The 19686-nt window shown below is 62.9% G+C and carries 19 protein-coding genes; 10 read left to right on the forward strand and 9 right to left on the reverse strand.

Annotation, left to right across the window (positions count from 1 at the left end; translation table 11 throughout):
* The first annotated feature begins 279 nt into the window (after positions 1–279).
* The 4 genes from EOB80_RS27705 to EOB80_RS27720 all read left to right on the forward strand — a co-directional run bounded on the left by EOB80_RS27705 (position 280) and on the right by EOB80_RS27720 (position 4318).
* Positions 280–1476 (forward strand): phosphoglycerate kinase, encoded by a 1197-nt coding sequence (locus tag EOB80_RS27705; protein WP_127322155.1) that lies wholly within the window; start codon positions 280–282, stop codon positions 1474–1476.
* 134 nt (positions 1477–1610) lie between these two features.
* Positions 1611–2636 carry a class I fructose-bisphosphate aldolase gene (locus EOB80_RS27710; RefSeq protein ID WP_127330958.1) on the forward strand — a complete coding sequence of 342 codons (1026 nt, stop codon included), beginning with the start codon at positions 1611–1613 and terminating at the stop codon, positions 2634–2636.
* A 165-nt stretch (positions 2637–2801) separates the two neighbouring features.
* Positions 2802–3542, forward strand: coding sequence for a thioredoxin family protein (locus tag EOB80_RS27715; protein ID WP_127330960.1), 741 nt, complete (start codon positions 2802–2804; stop codon positions 3540–3542).
* A 62-nt stretch (positions 3543–3604) separates the two neighbouring features.
* Positions 3605–4318, forward strand: coding sequence for an SGNH/GDSL hydrolase family protein (locus tag EOB80_RS27720; protein ID WP_127330962.1), 714 nt, complete (start codon positions 3605–3607; stop codon positions 4316–4318).
* 21 nt (positions 4319–4339) lie between these two features.
* Here the strand turns inward: EOB80_RS27720 and EOB80_RS27725 are convergent, their stop codons facing one another.
* Positions 4340–4501, reverse strand: coding sequence for a hypothetical protein (locus tag EOB80_RS27725; protein WP_023810961.1), 162 nt, complete (start codon positions 4499–4501; stop codon positions 4340–4342).
* Positions 4502–4618: 117 nt separating this feature from the next.
* Positions 4619–5566, reverse strand: a complete 948-nt coding sequence (locus EOB80_RS27730) for a ring-cleaving dioxygenase (RefSeq protein ID WP_127330964.1) — start codon at positions 5564–5566, stop codon at positions 4619–4621.
* A gap of 299 nt (positions 5567–5865) precedes the next feature.
* Between EOB80_RS27730 and EOB80_RS27735 the strand changes: the two genes are divergently transcribed.
* The 4 genes from EOB80_RS27735 (at position 5866) to EOB80_RS27750 (ending at position 8039) form a co-directional block, all read left to right on the forward strand.
* Positions 5866–6033: a hypothetical protein gene (locus tag EOB80_RS27735; protein WP_081738732.1), complete on the forward strand. Its 168-nt coding sequence runs from the start codon at positions 5866–5868 to the stop codon at positions 6031–6033.
* 84 nt (positions 6034–6117) lie between these two features.
* A complete protein-coding gene (locus EOB80_RS27740; RefSeq protein ID WP_127322787.1) occupies positions 6118–6708 on the forward strand; it encodes a DJ-1/PfpI family protein in 591 nt (196 codons plus the stop codon).
* Between the two features lie 75 nt (positions 6709–6783).
* Positions 6784–7191 carry a hypothetical protein gene (locus EOB80_RS27745; protein ID WP_127322786.1) on the forward strand — a complete coding sequence of 136 codons (408 nt, stop codon included), beginning with the start codon at positions 6784–6786 and terminating at the stop codon, positions 7189–7191.
* Positions 7192–7319: 128 nt separating this feature from the next.
* Positions 7320–8039, forward strand: a complete 720-nt coding sequence (locus EOB80_RS27750; RefSeq protein WP_013529238.1) for a YafY family protein — start codon at positions 7320–7322, stop codon at positions 8037–8039.
* A 61-nt stretch (positions 8040–8100) separates the two neighbouring features.
* On the opposite strand, the gene EOB80_RS27755 is transcribed toward EOB80_RS27750, so the two are convergent.
* From EOB80_RS27755 to EOB80_RS35605, 6 genes are all read right to left on the reverse strand, one after another.
* Positions 8101–8796 (reverse strand): DUF1013 domain-containing protein, encoded by a 696-nt coding sequence (locus EOB80_RS27755; protein ID WP_127330966.1) that lies wholly within the window; start codon positions 8794–8796, stop codon positions 8101–8103.
* 305 nt (positions 8797–9101) lie between these two features.
* On the reverse strand, positions 9102–10148 hold the full coding sequence (locus EOB80_RS27760; protein ID WP_127330968.1) for a hypothetical protein: 1047 nt from the start codon (positions 10146–10148) through the stop codon (positions 9102–9104).
* Between the two features lie 70 nt (positions 10149–10218).
* Positions 10219–13539 (reverse strand): autotransporter domain-containing protein, encoded by a 3321-nt coding sequence (locus EOB80_RS27765; protein WP_127330970.1) that lies wholly within the window; start codon positions 13537–13539, stop codon positions 10219–10221.
* Between the two features lie 423 nt (positions 13540–13962).
* Positions 13963–14178 (reverse strand): hypothetical protein, encoded by a 216-nt coding sequence (locus EOB80_RS27770; RefSeq protein WP_127271747.1) that lies wholly within the window; start codon positions 14176–14178, stop codon positions 13963–13965.
* Between the two features lie 68 nt (positions 14179–14246).
* The gene (locus tag EOB80_RS27775; RefSeq protein ID WP_348629543.1) at positions 14247–14756 is read right to left on the reverse strand and encodes a hypothetical protein; all 510 of its coding nucleotides are present in this window, start codon (positions 14754–14756) and stop codon (positions 14247–14249) included.
* 172 nt (positions 14757–14928) lie between these two features.
* Entirely contained in the window at positions 14929–16251 is a 1323-nt protein-coding gene (locus EOB80_RS35605; RefSeq protein ID WP_245466466.1) for a YadA-like family protein, read from the reverse strand.
* A gap of 409 nt (positions 16252–16660) precedes the next feature.
* Between EOB80_RS35605 and EOB80_RS27785 the strand changes: the two genes are divergently transcribed.
* Together EOB80_RS27785 and EOB80_RS27790 are read left to right on the forward strand one after the other, a co-directional pair.
* Entirely contained in the window at positions 16661–17797 is a 1137-nt protein-coding gene (locus EOB80_RS27785; protein WP_127330974.1) for a helix-turn-helix transcriptional regulator, read from the forward strand.
* Positions 17798–17927: 130 nt separating this feature from the next.
* The gene (locus EOB80_RS27790; protein ID WP_127319749.1) at positions 17928–18545 is read left to right on the forward strand and encodes a LysE family transporter; all 618 of its coding nucleotides are present in this window, start codon (positions 17928–17930) and stop codon (positions 18543–18545) included.
* Between the two features lie 23 nt (positions 18546–18568).
* Here the strand turns inward: EOB80_RS27790 and EOB80_RS27795 are convergent, their stop codons facing one another.
* Positions 18569–19681, reverse strand: coding sequence for a helix-turn-helix transcriptional regulator (locus EOB80_RS27795; protein ID WP_127319747.1), 1113 nt, complete (start codon positions 19679–19681; stop codon positions 18569–18571).
* Between the last annotated feature and the right edge of the window lie 5 nt (positions 19682–19686).

Below are 19686 nucleotides of genomic sequence, written 5' to 3' on the forward strand. Positions count from 1 at the left end.
GAAATCGGAGATCGTCTTTCCGCCTTCATCCGCAACTGGCGCAAGCCGACCGAGACGCAGGAGGCCGAGGCGCGGGCGGACGAAAAGCAGGCCCCGGAGCCAGCGCCGGAAAAGGCAGCAACCGAAAGCTGACAAACCCGCTATTGAGCGCTGCCATTCATCCGCCCCGCCGGTGCAAGATCGTGCCCACTTCAAAATTTCGGTTCGAGCGCGCCCTAAGCCTTGCATCGACACCGATGCGGGGTATGGTCCCCCGGTTTTTCGCGAAAGGAACCCCGCATGGCCGCCTTCAAGACACTCGACGATATCGGCAACATCAGCGGCAAGCGTGTGCTGGTGCGCGTCGACCTCAACGTGCCTGTCACTGAGGGCAAAGTCACCGACACCACCCGCATCGAACGCATCGCGCCGACCATCGCCGAGCTGTCAGGCAAGGGTGCCAAGGTCATCCTGCTCGCCCATTTCGGCCGACCCAAGGATGGCCCCTCGCCCGAATTCTCGCTGGAACCGATCGCCAAGGCGACAGCCGACGTGCTCGGCCGCCCCGTCGGTTTCGCCTCGGATTGCGTCGGCGACACGGCCGGAAGCGCTGTCGCCGCCATGAACAAGGGCGACGTGCTGCTGCTCGAAAACACCCGCTTCTACAAGGCCGAGGAGAAGAACGATCCGGCCTTCACGGAAAAACTCGCCGCCAATGGCGATATCTTCGTCAACGACGCCTTCTCGGCCGCGCACCGCGCGCATTCTTCGACGGAGGGGCTGGCGCATCTGTTGCCGGCTTTTGCCGGCCGCACCATGCAAGCCGAGCTTGAGGCGCTGGAGAAGGGCCTGGGAAAACCCGTTCGTCCGGTCGTCGCCATTGTCGGCGGCGCCAAAGTCTCGACCAAGATCGATCTGTTGATGAACCTGGTGAAGAAGGTCGATGCCCTCGTCATCGGTGGCGGGATGGCCAACACCTTTCTTGCCGCGCGTGGCACCAATGTCGGCAAATCGCTGTGCGAGCATGATCTCGCCGCGACCGCCAAGCAGATCATGATCGAGGCGGCCGAGGCCGGCTGCGCCATCATCCTGCCGGTCGACGGCGTCGTCGCCAAGGAGTTCAAGGCGGGCGCGGAATGCGAGACCGTCGCCATATCGGACGTGCCGGCCGACGGCATGATCCTCGATGTCGGCGCCAAAACCGTGACGGCCATCGGCGAATGGATCGACCGCGCCGCGACACTGGTCTGGAACGGCCCGCTCGGCGCCTTCGAGATCGCGCCCTTCGATCATGCGACGGTAGCGGCTGCCAGGCACGCGGCGTCGCGCACCAAGGAAGGCAGGCTGGTCTCGGTCGCAGGCGGTGGCGATACGGTCGCGGCGCTCAACCATGCCGGCGTCGCCGACGACTTCACCTATGTCTCGACCGCCGGCGGCGCTTTCCTGGAATGGATGGAAGGCAAGCCGCTGCCCGGTGTCGATGTGCTGAAGCGCTGAGGCTCCGCGGCGATCAACACTCGGAGAGCAAACAAGGCTGCCCGAGGCTTTCAATCGATTCGAGCTTTCCGATGCCATTCCTTTGGCGGTAGACTTCCGTTAAGCGCGGAACAACCGTTTCAGGAGAAGCAACAATGAGCGAACGTCTCGAAGACATTGCCGCCGCGATCGTCGCCGATGGCAAGGGCCTGCTGGCCGCCGACGAAAGTTCAGGCACCATCAAGAAGCGCTTCGACGTCATTGGCGTCGAATCGACCGCCGACAGCCGGCGTGACTACCGCGAGATGATGTTCCGCACCAGGGAGGCGATGACCCGTTACATCTCCGGCGTCATCCTCTATGACGAGACGATCCGCCAGAAGGCCGCCGACGGCACGCCGCTGGTCGACATCATCAAGGCGGCCGGCGCCATCCCCGGCATCAAGGTCGACGCCGGCGCCAAGCCGCTGGCCGGGTTTCCCGGCGAGACCATCACCGAAGGCCTCGATGGCCTGCGCGAGCGCCTTGCCGATTACTACAAGCTCGGCGCCCGCTTCGCCAAATGGCGCGCGGTGATCGATATCGATGTCGCCAAAGGCGTGCCTTCGGGGACCTCGATCGGCTCCAATGCCCATGCGCTCGCCCGCTATGCCGCCCTTTGCCAGGAAGCCGGCATCGTGCCAATCGTCGAACCGGAGGTGCTGATGGACGGCGCACACGACATCGACACCTGCTACGAGATCAGCAAGGTGGTTTTGCTCAAGCTCTATAACGAACTCTACGCGGCACGCGTCGTGCTGGAAGGCACTGTCCTGAAACCGAACATGGTGCTGGCCGGCAGGAAGTCGGGCAAGGTGAGCAGCCCCGAAGAAGTCGCCGAAAAGACCATAAAACTGTTCCGCGAAACCGTGCCGGCAGCGGTGCCGGGCATTGCCTTCCTCTCCGGCGGCCAGGAGGACGAGGAGGCGACCGCCAACCTCAACGCCATCAACGCCATCGGGCCGCACCCGTGGAAGCTGACCTTTTCCTATGGCCGCGCACTGCAGGCCGCGCCACAGAAAGCCTGGAGCGGCAAGGCCTCGAACGTTGCCGCCGGTCAGGCCGCCTTCACCCATCGCGCCCACATGAACCATCTGGCAGCACTCGGAAAATGGAAGGCGAGCCTGGAACAGGCCGCCTGATCACAGTCCTTTCTTCCTCCTTCGAACCCGGGCCGATGCGCCCGGGTTTTTTGTTTGTGACTTGCCGGGCTTGGGGCGGAGCCTCTCCGTCCTTATTTCCTCTCGGGCGATGTCGGGTTGTGCTCATCCCGAACGTGCTTGGAATGACACTTCAGGGAGAGGTTCATGCATCGCAACAAGATCGTTTCGCGCGAAGACTGGTTCCAGGCGCACAAGGCGCATCTGGCGCGCGAGAAGGAACTGACGCGGCTCCGCGAGCGGATAGCGGCTGAGCGACGTGAATTGCCCTGGCTGAAGATCCGGAAGGACTATGTCTTCGAAACCGGGCAAGGGCCGAAGAGACTGGCCGACCTGTTTGCCGGCAACAGCCAGCTGATCGTCTATCACTTCATGTTCGGGCCGGGCTGCGTCAATCATTGCGAGGGCTGCTCATTCCTTGCAGATCATATCGACGGCGCCAATCAGCATCTGCGGCATCACGACGTGTCGCTGGTCGTGGTTTCGCGCGCTCCACTGGCGGAACTTCTGCCTTACAAGCAGCGCATGGGCTGGAAGTTCGACTGGGTGTCGTCCTATGCCTCGGATTTCAACTTCGACATGCAGGTCTCCTTCACCGACAAGCAGATCGCCGCCGGCGACACCACCTACAATTTCGAGACCCGTCCACGGACATCGAAGGAGCTTCCCGGCACCAGCGTTTTCTACCGGGACGAGAACAGCGACATCTTCCTCACCTTCATGTCGCGCGCCCGCGGCGGCGAGGCGCAGATCGGCGCCTACGACTATCTCGACATGACGCCGAAGGGCCGCAACGAAAACGGCCCCTATCACGGACTGATGGATTGGGTGCGGCTGCACGATGAATATCAGGGCAACCAATCAGGGCAGGCGAGTTGCTGCGATTGAAGATCGTTCCCGTCAGCCAAAACATGCGCTAAGGCTGCCGCTGATCGTTTAACGGTACTGTCATGCGCTTCCTGGCCCTACTCACCTGGCTCGCCTTCCCGGTCTATATCTGGCAAGGCCTCGGCGTGCGACGCCGCTCCACGCGCATGCTGCCGGCGCAAGGGCCGGTCATGCACGAAATATCAGGCAAGGCGCCTGATATCTCGCTTCTGGTGTTGGGCGATTCCTCCGCCGCTTCGGTCGGCATCGGCAATTCGGAAGATGGGCTCGCCGCGCAGCTCGCGGTGCTGATTTCACAAAGCACCGGCCGCGCCGTGCGCTGGCGGGCGGCCGGCTTCAATTCGGCAACGTCGGGCCAGATACGCGACCATGTCCTGCCCAATCTGTCGGCCGATCCGTGGACGCATATCGTGCTGGCCATCGGCACCAACGACACCAAGAATTTTCACTCCGTGCCGCGCTTCAAGAAGGAGTTCGGTGGCCTGCTCTACGGCCTGCGCGCCAAATGGCCGGAAGCGCGCGTGGTGTGGTCGCCGGTGCTCGAGTTCACGCGGGCGCCGGCCATGCCGCCGCTGCTCGGAAAGATCCTCGAGATTCGCGCCACCGAAATGAACCGGATGGGCGAACGCCTTTGCCTGGAGCGCGGCGCGGTGCCGGCGCCGCGCCTGCCGATCACCAATCCGGAAGCCGGCTTTGCGTCGGACGGCTTTCACGCCTCGGAAGCAGGCTACCGGGCCTGGGCCGAGCATCTGGTTGGCCCGGTGCTTGGCAATTGAGCACCGACGACAAGTGCCGTCCTACGTCAAATGCCCGAGCACGGCCGCCAGTGAAATCGCAGCCATGGCGAGCAGTGCCAGCTTCCAGAAATCACCGCGGCGCTTGAGGCCTGGCCAGCCAAGCGGCTTGATCAGTTGAATGACCATGAAACCGACGATGACAAGGGCGAGGAATTTCGTCATGCCGCCTTTGACCAGCAACGCGCCCGGCTGTCAAAGCACGTCGTTCGCTGCCTGAGAAAGAACGGACGCCGCGATCCTAGGTCGGAACGCGGCGCCCGCCTGCGGGTGGCAAACGATCTACTTCAGCGGCTTGAGGCCAGCCTCGATCGAAGCGCGCTTCGGTTCGAGGAATGGCGGCAAGGCGAGGCTTTCACCCAACGTTTCCAGCGGCTCGTCGGCGGTGAACCCCGGTCCATCGGTGGCGATCTCGAATAGGATGCCGTTCGGCTCGCGGAAATAGAGCGAACGGAAATAATAGCGCTCGACCTCGCCGCTCGACGGCAGCCGGAACTCGGCCAGCCGCGCCGTCCATTGATGCAGCGTCTCCTGGTCCGGCGCCCTGAAGGCGACATGGTGAACCGCACCCGCGCCTTGCCGTGCCGGCGCCATTCCCGGCTGTACCAGGACATGCAGCTCCGCCGCCGGCCCGCCCTCTCCCATTTCGAAGACGTGAACCTGCCCCTCCGGCGACACATAGTCGCGCGCCTTGCGCATGTTCATCACCTTGGTCACCACCGCCTCGGTGTTGGTGATGTCGGGAACGCTGATGACGATCGGCCCGAGCCCGCGTATCTGGTGCTCGACCGGTACCGGGCTTTGCGCCCAGGGATGGCTGCTGCCCTTGCCGCCATCGCTGACCAGGCGCAGACGCTGGCCCTCGGGATCTTCGAAGTCCAGTGACGCATAACCGCCGATGTCGGCGATCTCTCCTGTTACCAGGCCTTCGTCGGTCAAGTGTTGCTTCCACCAGGCAAGGCTCTCCTGGCTGCCGACCCTGAGGCTGGTCCGCACGATGCTGTGCGTGCCCCGCCGCTCGCGGCCGACCGGCCAGTCGAAGAAGGTAAGGTCGGTGCCCGGTGTCGCTTCGCCGTCGGCATAAAAGAGGTGGTAGGCCGAGGTGTCGTCCTGGTTTACGGTCTTCTTGACCAGCCGCAGACCCAGCACCTTCGTATAAAAATGAAGATTGCCAGGTGCATTGGCGGTGATGGCGGTCAGATGGTGGATACCTGTCAGTTGCAAGCTCATCGTCGTCTCCCTGCTGTTGGGGAAGAATTTTCTCCCTTCATATCAGACCTGCGGTCACCTCGCTGAAGGCCTCGTATTCCGACAGTCAGTCGCCGGAAGCTGAACAGCGGCGCCGAAAACAACGCCGTCGCCATGAACAACCGGAAGTCGCAAACCTGCCTTGAGGCACCGGTCGATGCGGCGAAAGCGATGCCTTGCCTGCGGGGCCACCTTTGTCTCGCGCCCTGAGATCCTCCTGACAGACTGCTGTCAGGAGGGGTATGCGATAGTGCCTCTACACAGAGAGAGGAGACTTAGCCATGAACGGTTACACCATTCTGCGCGGCATGCAGCACTATGTCGGCAAGATCCGCACGATACGCAACGAGATCCGCACCCAGCGGTTCATGAACTCGCTGCCGGCGGACATTCGCAAGGATATCGGCTGGCCGGACATGTATGCGGACCGTGGCCCTCGCGGCAATTAAAGCCAATTTTTCGACCCGGCGATTGGATGTGGGCGCGTCAACGCCCAGATAACAGGTCCGGTGCGTGAGGATGGGAGCGAGCTTATGCCCGAACAGAAGACGATCGGTTTCCTTTTCATCGAAGGTTTTGCCGACTGGGAGTATGGGCTGCTGGCGGCCTCGGCGGTCGAATGGTTCGGCGCCCGTGCCGTGTCGCTGACGCCTGATGGCAACCCAGTGACCGGGATCAGCGGCTTTCGGCTGACGCCCGATCGATCGGCCGGGGCGGATGAGAATGATGATCTCGACGCCATCGCCGTCATCGGCTCCGATGAGTGGGCCGGCAAGGCACCGCCGGATGTTGCCGATCTGCTCAATGCTGTTGCATCGCGCGGCGGCGTGGTCGGCGGTATCTGCGCGGGAACGCTGGCGCTGGCCCGCGCCGGCCTGTTCGAGAAGGCCAAGCATACCAGCAATGGCCGCGAATGGATCAATGGTCATGAGGCCGGCTATGCCGGCGACAGCCTCTATCAGGATGTGCCGCATGCCGTGGCCGACGGCAAAATTGTTTCCTCGCCCGGTTCGGCACCAGGCACCTTCGCACTCGCCTTTCTGAAGACGCTCTACCCCGAAAGAGGCAGCGACCTCGTGCAGATGCGAACGCTGTTCGCCAAGGAGTATGCTGAAGCCTCCTGACAGTATGCTGTCAGGAGGCGCGTGCAATGGTGCGAACCTCAGACACCCGTGCATCGGCGGTCGAAAGGACGATCGATGAAGAGTTGGAACGACAGACTGAACACGCCAGGCATCAACGGCGTCAAGCCGACGCCGCGCACGATGGCCGATGTCGTCGAGGGCCAGCCGATGTTGGTGCCGACAGCGCGCCAGATCGATGATTTCATCCGCTCGATTCCCGAAGGCGTCGAGATGGATGTGCGTGCGCTGCGGACAGCACTTGCCCTCGAGCATGGCGCCGAAGTGACATGCCCGGTCACCATAGGCTATCATTTGCGCACTGTTGCCGAAGCCGCCAACGAGGACCTCCAGCGCGGCATGACGCTGAGTGACGTGGCACCGTTCTGGCGTGTGCTCGATGCGAAAACGCCGACGACGAAGAAACTGTCCTTTGGCGCGGAGTTCGTCGCCGCGCAGCGCAAGCGCGAAGGGCTGAAACCATGAGGCACGCCGCCCAAAAGTGTTCTGCGGTTTTGGGATAACGGCATGCGCGAAAACACGATGCCGTGCCGTCCAAAAGTGGACATCAGTTTTGGGCGACATGCATAGAGACAACGCCGAGGGACCATACGATGCGCCGCGCCGACAGGCTCTTCCAGATCGTGCAGCATCTGCGCGGTGGCCGACTGGTCACCGCCCAGAAGCTCGGCACGTGGCTCGAGGTTTCCGAGCGAACCATCTATCGCGACATTGCCGATCTGCAGTCGACCGGAGTGCCGATCGACGGCGAGGCCGGCGTTGGCTACATGATGAGGGAGGGGTTCGACCTTCCGCCGCTGATGTTCACGCGTGACGAAATCGTCGCGCTGGTCGCCGGCGCCCGCATGGTGCGCGCCTTTGGCGGTGCCGCCATGGCGAGGGCCGCCGACGAGGCGCTGGTCAAGATCGGCGCCGTATTGCCCGATGCCGAGAAAGACCGCATCGCCCGCACTGAGATCCACACGCCGATGTGGGTGGTCAGCGACGCTGCCCGCGAGGCCATCGACCTGATCGAGCGCGCGGTCGAAAAGCGCCAGGTGCTGACCATCGACTATTCCGACGAGGCCGGCCGCGGCACCGCCCGCGATATCCGCCCGCTCGGCCTGTGGTTTTGGGGCAAGGTGTGGACCCTGGTCGCCTGGTGCGAGATGCGCGACGATTTCCGCGCCTTCCGCATCGATCGCATTGCCTCCGTGGTCATCGCCGGCCGCATCTTCAAGCCGGAACGCGGTAAGCAGCTCGCCGACTTCTACCGCGCGGTGGAGCGCAGCGAGGATTACGGCATGGCGCCGGACCGCGCGGCGCGAAGCTGAGTTGTTGACCCCATAAAAAAGCCCGCTCGAAGCGGGCTTTTTTTTGGAATGTCAGACAACCTCACTCGTCGTCGTCATTGCCCGTGTTCTTCGACTTCAAGGCCGAGAGCTTGGCGAACACGGCATTGGCGTCGAGTTCGGCATCCTCGTCTTTCGGCTTTTCGGGAGCCGGCACCAGCCGCTCGGTCAGAGCCGCCGGCAGCAGCGTGTCGCCGACCGGCTGCGCCTGTTCGCGGCCGCGCGAGGCGCGATTGACTTCCATGTCGAGGTCGATCTGCGAGGCGAGGCCCAGCGTCACCGGGTCCATCGGCTGTAGATTGGCCGAATTCCAATGCTTGCGCTCACGGATCTGCTCGATCGTTGACTTGGTGGTGCCGACGAGGCGCGAGATCTGCGCGTCCTTGAGCTCGGGATGGTTGCGCACCAGCCACAGAATCGCGTTCGGCCGGTCCTGGCGCTTCGACAGCGGCGTGTAGCGCGGACCCTTGCGCTTGGATTCAGGCACCCGCACCTTGGGATCCGAAAGCTTCAAGCGCTGGTTCGGATCCTTCTCGGCACGGGCGATCTCGTCGCGGGTCAGCTGTCCGGTCATGATCGGGTCCATGCCCTTGATGCCTTGCGCCGATTCACCGTCGGCGATTGCCTTGACCTCGAGCGGGTGCAGCCCGCAGAACTGCGCGATCTGCTCGAAGGAAAGTGCGGTATTGTCGACCAGCCAGACAGCGGTCGCCTTGGGCATCAGCAGCGTATTGGCCATTTTACAAATCCTTCTCGTTCGCCCGCGTTCCCGCGCGGGCGGTGGTTTAGAGCCACCAAAATGGGAAATTCGCGGTCTGTATAACCGCTCTCGGGTCGTTTCGCAACGTTTTTGGAGCCAAAGACCGCACCGCGTGCGCTGCGCGCTCGAGACCGCCGGATCGCCCGGAGCGCGACCGCCCCTTGTTCGACGGACGGCGCAAAAAATCGCGCGTCGGCTTTCCGGCCTGCCGGTTATCGGCCCGACAGCTCCACCTACCCCAGGTCGAATGCCTCGAAACGGTAGCGGCCAGTTGTCATCCAGGTTCAGTAGAACGGCGAATATGGCTCCAGTCCCGCTCGCGTGAAGATGGAAATGGGGTGATCAATTCGCGCGACAACGCCCGCCCCCAAATTGATGCCCGTTCCGTCGCAGACACTAAAGACTTTCGACCGCGTTCCGATCAGCACATGGACCGGTTTCCCCGCCTGGACGGGGTATGTACTGTTGTGGATGAAAAGGACCCCGCTCGCTTGTAGCGTGTCGTGCGCATTGCCGTTGCTGCTCGAAATTTCGACGTAGTCGCGACCCGCGAATGAATTGTTCGTCCAGATGCCGACAACTCCTTCCACCGAGAGCCAACCATTCGCCCAGCCGTCGGCATCGCGAGGATAGTATTGTCTGAACAGGCGATAGGTCACGCGGTCCGATAGCCAGAAAACCGTCACGTAGCCGTCCATGTCCGGCACATAGGTGAACCAGATGCCGGTCTCGCTCGTGGCGCGCAGGCCATCCGAATCGTATGGGTCCAGATTGTTGGCACTGACGAAATCCATCGAGAGCGGTACCGGATCGGTCACGGCATGATCGTAGAGTTGGGTGAGCGTCCACCGTCCATTATAGTTGAACCACTTGTCGAAGTAGGTTCCTCGATCGACCGTGTTCAGGTCGATCCTCTGCAATTCCCCCCGTTCGACCGGACCAAAAGGAACGGGCCCCAGGTCCGGTATATCGAGGCGTGGTATCATAACCGTGCTGGTCGCTGGTCGTTGCGACAATCTGCCTAGATCGAGCAAGGATCCTGTTTTGCCAACCGCCGATCGCACGTTCCGCGCAATCAGGTCCGCCCGATAGTCTCGCCAATAGTGTCCAGACCGGATCTTTTCGAACGCGACCATCTCTTCGATCAGATGGTCGACGTCTTTGGCGGAGCGTCTTGTCTTGGAAAGGAAAGCGTTCTGCTTGCCAAGCAATTTCTCTCGCGCCTTGGCCTCGCCTTCCAGAAGGTCCGTGTCGAATGGCAGTTTACATCCCTGTGTTGGGGCAAAACCGCTTTCATGCTTCGTGTGGAAATCGACCTTTGACTTGACCATGCAACCTCCAGCAGTTTCTTGCCATTACCGTGGTGACGGTGCGCTTCTTGCTGCTCGCCACCTGTTGCCGTCAGAACTTCACGGCGAGATCGACCTTGGCGCCCTGGTCGACCGTGCCGCCGCCGAATTGGCCGGTATAGGACAGGCCCAGCGTCGCGTTGGCCGACATGTTGAAGTCGAGCCCAACCTCGACGACCGCGCTGTCCCTGGCGATCGGCACGCCGGCGATGGTGAAGTGATCGCCGCCGGCGAAGGCGAAGCTGGAGGTTGGCGTGACATCGCCGAAGGCATGACGCCAGCCGAGCATGCCGCGCACCGTGGCGTTCATGCCGCCAAACGCGAAGTCCGAGGAACCGCGCAGGCCCAGCGTGGTGAAGGTGGTGTTCGAGCCGGCGCTGGTCAGTGCCGCATCGCCACCGTCTTCGGTGAAGCCGTCGGTATGGACGCTGACATAGGCCAGGTTGGCGAACGGTTCGAACCTGAATTGTCCGGCATCGGCCTTGTAGGCGAGTTCGCCAAAGACCTGCGCGGTGCCGGCATCGTAGTCGGCCGACAATCCATCCGTGAAGCCGTTGAAAGCAACCGAGCGTTTGGTCGAAAGACTGCTCCAGGAGTAGGCAGCGCCGGTGCGGAAAGCGATGGCGCCCCAGTTGGTGCCGCCATAGAGGCCGAGGTGATAGCTGTCGCTCTTGCCCGAAGAGTTGCGATCGTCGGCGTCGAAGCTCGAATGGCTGTAGCCGCCGAGAACACCTACACGCCAGCCGCCCACCAGCGTGTCGGCGCCGGCCAACAGGCCACCGGTGGAACGATCGAAGGCGGCGGCATTGCCGTCGGAGTCCGTGCTGCCCCAGGAACCAAAAGCCTGGCCCCAGACGGCAAAACGGTCGGTGTCGGCGGCGACCATTTCGGGGCCGCCTTCGCCATAGGCCATGACCGGCAATGCGGCCGCGCCAACATCGCCGAAAGCGGCGCGGATGCGGCTGGTCGCTGCGTCGCGGACGAAGCGGCTGTCCTCGACCAGCATGCCGTTGGCCGAGGCGTGGATTTCCCCCGAAAGCTGGTCGAAGGCTGCCTGGGCTTCGGCGTCGGTGGCTAGACCGGCAACGGCATTGAACACAGCCCCACCGGTCAGGCTGTCCAGCCCTTCACCGGTGGCAATCTGGTTCGGCGTCAGCCCGGCATCGGCGAAGTCGCGCACCTTGGTCACGTCGAGATAGGCGTTGTTGGCATCATAGGTGTCGGTCACAGACAGGAATGGAGTGCTGGTGGCGCCGGTCACACTATTGAACGTACCGGTCAGCCCGCCATTCGCCGTCAGCACTGTGTAGGTGCCGATGGCAAGGCCGCCGACACGCACCCCTAGAATCGCATCCGTGATATCGGCAGTTCCCGTGGTTGTGAATTTATCCGCGCTGGCACCGCTGACGTCGACGGCCAGCACCGAGCCGGCGGCGAAGGTCGCGTTGCCACCGGTCTGCTGGGCGACATCGCCGGCCACGTTATTCATCATGCTCAACTGGCCCTTGTTGGTGAAACTGGCCAGGCCGTTGAACGTCGTCGTCACGGCGACGGTTGCGCCGAGGTTGGCGGCATAAATGTTGTTGCCGATATTGTTGACCAGCGTGCCGCCGCTGAACGCGTTGCTGCCCCCGGCGGTGGCCCAATTGCCACCGTTGGTGACGACATTGCCCACTGCTGCGCCCAGCTTGACCGTGCCGATCAGGGTCCCATTGTTGTTCAAGGTCACCGGGCCGCCCGATGCATCGATTGCCAATGCCGCGGAGGTTTGCGCGTTGTTGCGCACCAGACCGCTGGTGGTGATGGAAATCGCCTGGGCCGCGGACGATATTGCTTTGATCGCGGCGTTGCCGCCTTCGACCGTGCCTGTCGCCGTGATGGTGGTGGCACCGGTTCCCCTGTTATCGGCATTGATACCGTTTTCGTGGCCGTTGACTGCCGTGACGTCGATCGTCAGGCCGCCCGTCGCGGTGGCGGCGTTGAAGGCGTATATGCCGTCGGTGCCTATTCCGGTCACCATGCCGGTCGCCGTCACGCCGGTGGCTCCGTTGCCGCTGTTGTAGGCGCGGATACCATTGGTCCCGCCGGTGACTGCCACGGCGTTCACTGTCAGGCCCGTACCCGTGGTATAGGCATCGATGCCGTTGTCGGCGGTTCCGGTCACCGTACCCGTCGCGGTCACGCTGGTGGCACCGGTCCCGTTGTTCTGGGCATAGATGCCGGCGAAGTCACCATTGACTGCCGCCGCACTCACCGTCAGTCCGGCCCCGTCTGTGTAGGCATCGATGCCGTTGTTGCTTGCCCCAGTCACCAAGCCCGTCGCCGTAACGCTGGTGAAGCCTGTGCCGTTGTTGGTGACGGCGATGCCGCCCTTGCCGCTAACCGCCGCGGCACTCACCGTCAGGTCGGTCGCCGTGGTGCCGTTGGTGGCATAAATACCGTCTTCGCTTGACCCGGCTACGGCAGCCGTCGTGGCTATGATGCTGGTGGCGCCGCTGCCATCGTTCGAGGCAAAGATGCCGTACCGGCCGCCGGTCACCTTGCCGTAGGCGGTGACATTCAGATCGCTGCCAGCAGGGACGGTCGGGCCTGAAAAGGTCACGGTACCATTCAGAATCGTATTGACGACATCGAGTTGTTGTCCGCCATTGACGGCATGGATGCCGTCGCCGGTGCCGCCAGTCACGTCGCCATTGGCGGTGATGCTCAGGGCTGCGGTCGCCCCCTGGTTGATCGCGGAAATGCCGACATTGGTGCCGCTCACTTTTCCGGTGGTGACGTCGGCATCCGAGCCTAGCGAATAGACGAGGACGCCATAGCCATTGGCGCCGGTCGCCGTGATATCGCCGGTGGCGTTGACGGCGGTGGCGCCGTCGCCGGTATTGATGGCGGCGAGGCCGATCAGGGCGCCGGTCAAGGCACCATTGGTATCGATGGTCACTGCGCCACCCGGGCTCGGTCCGTAATAGGGAGGCGCCACCTGCGGAACCAGCGACACGACGCCAAGGCCTATGCCCGTCGTCGAGCTTAGCGCCGAAGAATTGGCATCGGTATAACTGACCGCACCTTTGCCCAGTATGCCGAGCGCGAAGGGATCACTGGTGGAGACACTGAACCCAGGGTCAGTGGTAACAGCCGGATTGGCGGGCGCCAGCAGAAGGGTCAGCAGATCGCCTGCGTCGAGCGGCAGGCCGATTCCGGACGGCACGATTTGGCCGGTCGTGTTGACGCCGGAGCAGACATAGTTGGGTGGCGCCGCCGGCGTGCAGGCGGCGTCGGCATTTTGGCCCAAGCCGAGCAGCGTCGCCCCGGCCATCGCCGTGCTGACCAGCAAGCGGTTGCGATAGCGACGATTGCGATTGTTGAGATTCATGTAGTGCCCCAGCCCGATCCCGACAGATCGCCCTCGGCGGGAGCCGAAGCGATCGTCAGTGTTTCCTGCCAATGGCTGATCGAATGCCGCCGGCTTTCCTAGTCGTCAAATGACGAGGGTCCGCCGCTTTGTGCCGCCAATGACCTCTTGCGGGGGCCGGACTGTTACATCGACGATACACATTCCATTCGACTAATTTACCGGCGAGTGGGGCGACAAGCCGCACTAAAACCGTCGGCCCGAGCTACCTTGCATAGCCAGCCATGTTGCCCCTTGCACAACATGGCCGGCAGCAGCAAAGAGCCGGCTTTCGAGCTTGATCCGAAGGATCAGCTTGTCGGCGCCGACGGTCCGCCTCTAGCCCGCGCCAACTGGCCGAGCCGACCATGACAGCGGTCTCGCCACGAAGCGCAGAAGGCACGATTAATCGAGGAGCCGATTTGGTTTGCCACCATCCATCTTGCTTTTGTGGATACGCTCCAGAATTGCGCGGGCAGCCTCGGCTCGCTCCTTCGGCCGCCCGGTCAGAAGCTGGCCTCCCAGTGAAGCCGGCATCTCCATCTCGCAATCCCAGACCGTCCATGCATTGGTCGGGTCGAGTATGCAAATGTACCTCTGGAGCCTTTTTTCATCGGTCAACTCAGGTGCTCCCGACAACGAGGCTAAGCACAGGACTTGGCAGGACCAGCGCATGAACGCTCCACACGCTACGGCTTGACCGGTTTGGTCTCTTTCTTCGGCTGTACGGCCGTCGACGGCCCCTCCGGCGGCGGGCCGGCATCGGCTGGGTTCGGCTGTTCGGCCACCGGCGTGTCAGGCGCTTGCGGGCCACCCGATGTCAGGTTGACCGACACGCCGTAGATCTTCCACTGCCGGTCAGCCGGCTCGAACAAAAGCTCGAAATTGACCTGCAAGGGTACCGACGGGAAGAAGCCCGCCATATGCAGCATACCGTTCGGCTCGATCTGAGGCAGCAAGGTTAGCTGCGGCTCGAGCACCGCGACGGCGCCGAAGTCGAGTGCCTGCTTGCGCTGGTTGGCGAAGATGTCGCCGAGCCCTGCCGCACTGTTGGCCTGGAAATTCGGCGAGCCGAGATCGCGCAAAACGGTGTAGTTGCCGGTTTTGTTGGCCTGGTCGAGCGCCAAAAGCGCACCGCGGATCAGGATCAGCACGCCATTGCGGTCGATGCCGGCAGGCCGCGCCGTCTTTTGCCCCACCCGTTTTTCCTTGGCTTGCGCATGCGCGGGCTGCGCAGGCACCGCGACGGCCATCAGCGCGATGGCCAATGCGGCGAAAAAACCGCGGGCGCCCGAAGTCCGCCAACCGGGCGCCCGCCACTGCAACGGCACGGAATGCTGAAACCCCAAACCCCGCATCATCCCGGCCGTGTCAGTTCAGTGTCCATGAGGCTCCGACGCTGACGCCGACATCGCCACGGCCGGTGGTTGCCGATACGGCGGCGTTCATGCGGAACTCCTCGCTGGTGTTGTAGCCCAGGCCCAGCGCCAGCCCCGATTGCCCTTTGAAATGACCGAAGCCGCCAGCCAGCGACAGTTTGCCGGGCCTGTCGTCGTAGCGCAGTCCCGCTGTCGCCAACGCCAACGCGGTGCCGGCACGCGCTTCCGTGCGGGTTTCGCTGATCTCCCCACCAAGGTTCTGGAAGCCGGACTCCAACGCGCCGACGCGCCCGTCGAGAGCCACGATGTTGTCTGGCAGGTCGTTCAACGCTGCGATGTCAAAGGTGGATGTCGCCAGATTGCCGGCACCGTCCGTGGTCACCAGATGCGTGACGCCAACCTGCTCCGCCCTGCTGGCATCCGAGGCAACACCCGATAGCGTATAGGTGTTCGTGGCACTGCCGAGCTTAACCTGGTTCGTGCGGTCGGTCACAATGCCCTGGCCGATGGCAATGGAATTGTCGAGATTGGCCTTCGCACCGCTGCCCAACGCCAGGGCGTTCGAGGCATTGGCCGCGGCGCCAGCTCCGACCGCCGTCGAATTCACTTGCCCATCGGCGGAGATGCCCGCCGAGGCGCCGCTGCCCAGCGCGGTGTTTGCCCTGTTCTGAAAGCCATTCGATGAGGTTCCACCGGTAACGGCTTGCGCGCCAACAGCGGTGTTGTTGTCTCCGTAAGCCGACGCGGAATAGCCATTCGAGACCGAGTAATCGCCCAGTGCCTTGCTGCTCATTCCGGTAGCCGTTGCCCCTCCCTCGCCGGTGGATCCCTTCGCCTGACTGTCGTAGCCTGTAGCCGTTGAACCGTAGCCCAAGGCCCTGCTCGCCGAACCGGTCGCAGTCGCATAGAGCGACGTGGCCTGGGCGCTCTGTCCCGTAGCGGTGGCATCAGGGCCCGACGCTATTGCATGGTAGCCCGTAGCGGTGGACTGCGAACTCGTTGCTTCCGCATAAGCGCCTGTCGCCGTTGAAAGTCGGCCTGTCGCCTTGGAACTCGCACCGAACGCGCTGGCACCCAGCCCATTGGCCGTTGCGAAAGCCCCCACTGCGGTCGATATGTCCCCCTCAGCCTCAGCCAAGGTTCCGACAGCCGTTGCAAAGCCAAAGGTGGGGCTCGCCGGATCAGGCGGATTGGCGCTGGCCTGGGAGCCACACGCTAAGCTGTTCGGTCCGGAAGAGGTCGCACCACCATCGGTGCCGTCGTCAATCAGACAGCGATACTGCGCAAAGCCGCTGCCGGTCGTCAGCAGCAGCATCGTCCCGGCAAGCACAAGCGACAGGCGAATTTTCAAAGAGAAAACCAACATTCCACCCCCGAGAATGACGCCGCAGGGTTGCCTTGCACCAGACTTGATGCCTCCAGCCACCCCACAACGATTGTTCGGCTCAACGTTGGAAGAGATCCAACAAGCGATAATCCGAACCTGACAATGGCGAGGCATCCCGAACAGTCGTCATATGACGACTGTTCGTCGCTTTGTCGGGTCGTTACGACCTTGCTGAACGAGGCTGTGACTCCAAAACCACAGATTAGTCTCTTCTAATGTTTCCCGGGCTTGACCTGGACCCATCACAACTTGGCTGCACAGCGTCACAACTTGCGCGAGATGATCCGCATGTTTAGGCTTTCTCCCCAACGACAATCCTTGAACGCCGGAAGGGTCAATGGCTGACGTCAGCATCGAAGCGGTCTCCGCGGTGGTCGGCAAGGTCTATGAGGCCGCTTACGATCAGGAGCGCTGGTTCGATGCGGTAACTGGCCTGCGCGATCTGTTTGGCGGCTCGCGCTCCTGCATCGTGCGCATCAGCCCACACACATTCGATGCGGTTGCATCCGATTTCGATCCGGAGTTCACCTCGCAAAAGGGCATCGAAGCCCTGTTGCGCGATCCGCTGGCGGCGGCATCGGCCGCCTTGCCCCTCGGCGTGGTCAGTCGCTGGCCCCTGACGCAGGAGGTGGCGGCGTTCCGCCGCCGCGAACTCTGGCAGGACTGGCTGCGGCCGCGCGACATGTATCACGGCCTTGTCTCCAACCTGCTCTCGTCGAACGACTCGCACTGGATGCTTAGCATCGATCGCGGCCCAGGCCAGGAAACCTTCGGCGCCGACGACATCGACCTGTTGCGCAAGATCGTGCCGCACATGCGGCGCGCCGGACAGATCGGCCAGCAGCTGGAGAAAACGTCGGCCCTGGCGTCGGCATTTTCGCATCTGCCATTCGGCGTGTTTCTGATCAACCGCCATCAGCAGATCGCACAGATGAACGAGGCCGCCGAAGCGATGCTGTCGCGGCCCGACAGTCCGTTGCGATTGAGGGATGGCACAATCGCGGCCGCCAGTGTCGAGGATACGCAGGAGCTGGAGCGGCTCGTTGCCGACGCCTGCTCGCTGCATGACGGGGTTATACCGGGCGTCGGCGGTACACTGTTGGTGCCGTCCGATCGCCGGCAATCCGGCCTGGCGCGACTGGTGCTGTCGGTGGCGCCGTTCGTCGATGCCCGCGCCTATGGCTTGGCGTCCGAGCGTTGTGCGGTGGTCATGGTGACGGAGGTCGCCCGCCGTATTCCCGATGGCTTCGAGTTGCATGTCCGCGAGCTATTCGACCTGACGCCGGCCGAAGCCCGCCTGGCGACGGAACTGGCATCGGGACGCTCGCTGAAGGAGGTCGCGGCAGCGTCCAACATCACAGTAAAGACCGGCCGCACCTATCTCGAACGCATCTTCGCCAAGACCGAAACCCGCCAGCAGAGTGAACTGGTGGCGCTGCTCAAGAGCACCGAACCGCTCACCGGGCGCAGGTAGCAACCTGATTTTGGAACCCGACAGTCGGCATATGCCGACTGTCGGAGGCAAAGCATTCCGTGCAAGTTCCGCCCTCGATTGCAGCGGCCCGCCCTGAGGAGGCGGGCCGTTGCCGATGCGGGGAAAGTAGATGTTCGAAACCGGACACGCCGTGGTGGCGGGGTTGCTTCCATTCGCCATTTCCTATGCGCTGGTGGCAATGCTGCCCGGCGCCAACTTCGCCGTCGTCACGCAAGCCGCGCTAACCGCTTCGCGCGCCACGGCTCTGTCTGCCGCCGCCGGTGTTGCCTTGGGCGCGAGTTCGCTGGCGACCGTCGTCGCGACCGGCGCCGGAGCGTTGCCCTGGGGGGACGCCGCACACCAGATAGCCGCAAGCCTCTACGGCACGATGCTGGTCTTCATCGGTTGGAATTCGATGAGGCGGGCGCTGTCCCTCAAGGTTGGCTTCGACGTGCCCAAGCCCGTTCCAATCACGAGGTATTTTCGGCTGGGCTTTTTCACGGCAGTGGCAAATCCTGCAACCGCATTGTTCTTCGCGTCCTCCACGCTGAATCTGAATGCGCGCGGCGCAACGCACCTACCCCTGGCTGTGCTGGTCTTTGCCATCGCCATTGCCTGGTTTGGGCTGCTCGGCCTTTGTATCTCCCAACCGGTTGCGCAGCGATTTTACAGTCGTTTTCGAAAGCATGCGGACATCGCGCTGGGAGGAACCCTGGTGGCGCTCGGCTTCTCCGCATTTGGACATTGAGCGGCAGCTGTAGCGGCCCTTTCTCATCCGCGACTGGGCAGTTCCGCGCTCTTCAACAAAGCGACAAGCTGGCTTTGTTGCCGCGTCCCGGTCTTGGCAAATATCCGTTCGAGATAGGTGCGGCCGGTTTTGACGGTGACGTTGGAGCTTGCCGCTGCTTCCTTCAACGGCCGCCCTTGCGCGAGGGCGGCCGCCAGCCGCGCCTCTGCGGGCGTCAGGTCGAACAGGCCGGCAAGCAGGCTTGGCGACGGCACGGTGGCGCTGGCGCTCATCGCCGTCGCCGCAACCAGAATGTCGGCACCGGAAAAGATCTCGTGCGCGGCACGGCGCAGCGGCAGGAGATGAATGACCAGCGCCGGTTGGCCTTCCCTGGCAGGAATGGGGATGGAACGCACGACCCGATCTTGCAAATTGTGCGTAATGGCTTGCCGGAAAAGCTCATTGGCGGATACGTCGGCAAGTGCCATGCCGCCATGTGCGGCGGCGATGAAAACGGATGGCATGTTTTCCAGCAGCACATTGGCCGTCAGCACGCGTCCCGATGCGGTCATTACCGCCGCCGGCAGACCAAGGGCCTCGAGCGCCGAGACGCTCGCTTTGGCCTGCTCCATGCCCAGCCGCGCCGATACCAGGCCGGCACGCGAAAAGTGCGGGCGAAGCTGGTCGAGCCTGTCGATCGACGTCTGATCGTAGGTGCCGTCCCGCGTCCAGCGTTGAAAGACAAATGTAACCAGTTCGCCGCTCGGCATGGCAACAGCCGAACAGATGTGAGCGCCGATACCTGCCGCCCTCAATTGTATCCGTACCGGATCATGCTCAAGCTCGTCGGCAGTCAGAAAATCTTCGACCTGCACGAAACTCGCCGGTTGCAGGCTGCACATGCGCTGAATCGCATCGGAGAATTTCCAGCTGTCGCCGGCGATGAATTCATCGAACAGGGAGCGGACGGTTTCAAGGGAATTGCCATGCCCGGGAGACTCGTCACTCAACCGGCCGCGAACAGGGGAGCCGTCGCTGAACAGGAAGATCGCGCCGTCAGCCGAACTCGAAAGCTCGCTGGCCGCTTCGAGCGCACCCGCCCACAAATCCGGCACGAACGCGGCCTCGTAGATCCTGTCCGTAAGATCATCGAACATGAGAG

Origin of the sequence: Mesorhizobium sp. M7A.F.Ca.MR.245.00.0.0, assembly GCF_003997415.1 — a bacterium.
Lineage (GTDB): Bacteria > Pseudomonadota > Alphaproteobacteria > Rhizobiales > Rhizobiaceae > Mesorhizobium.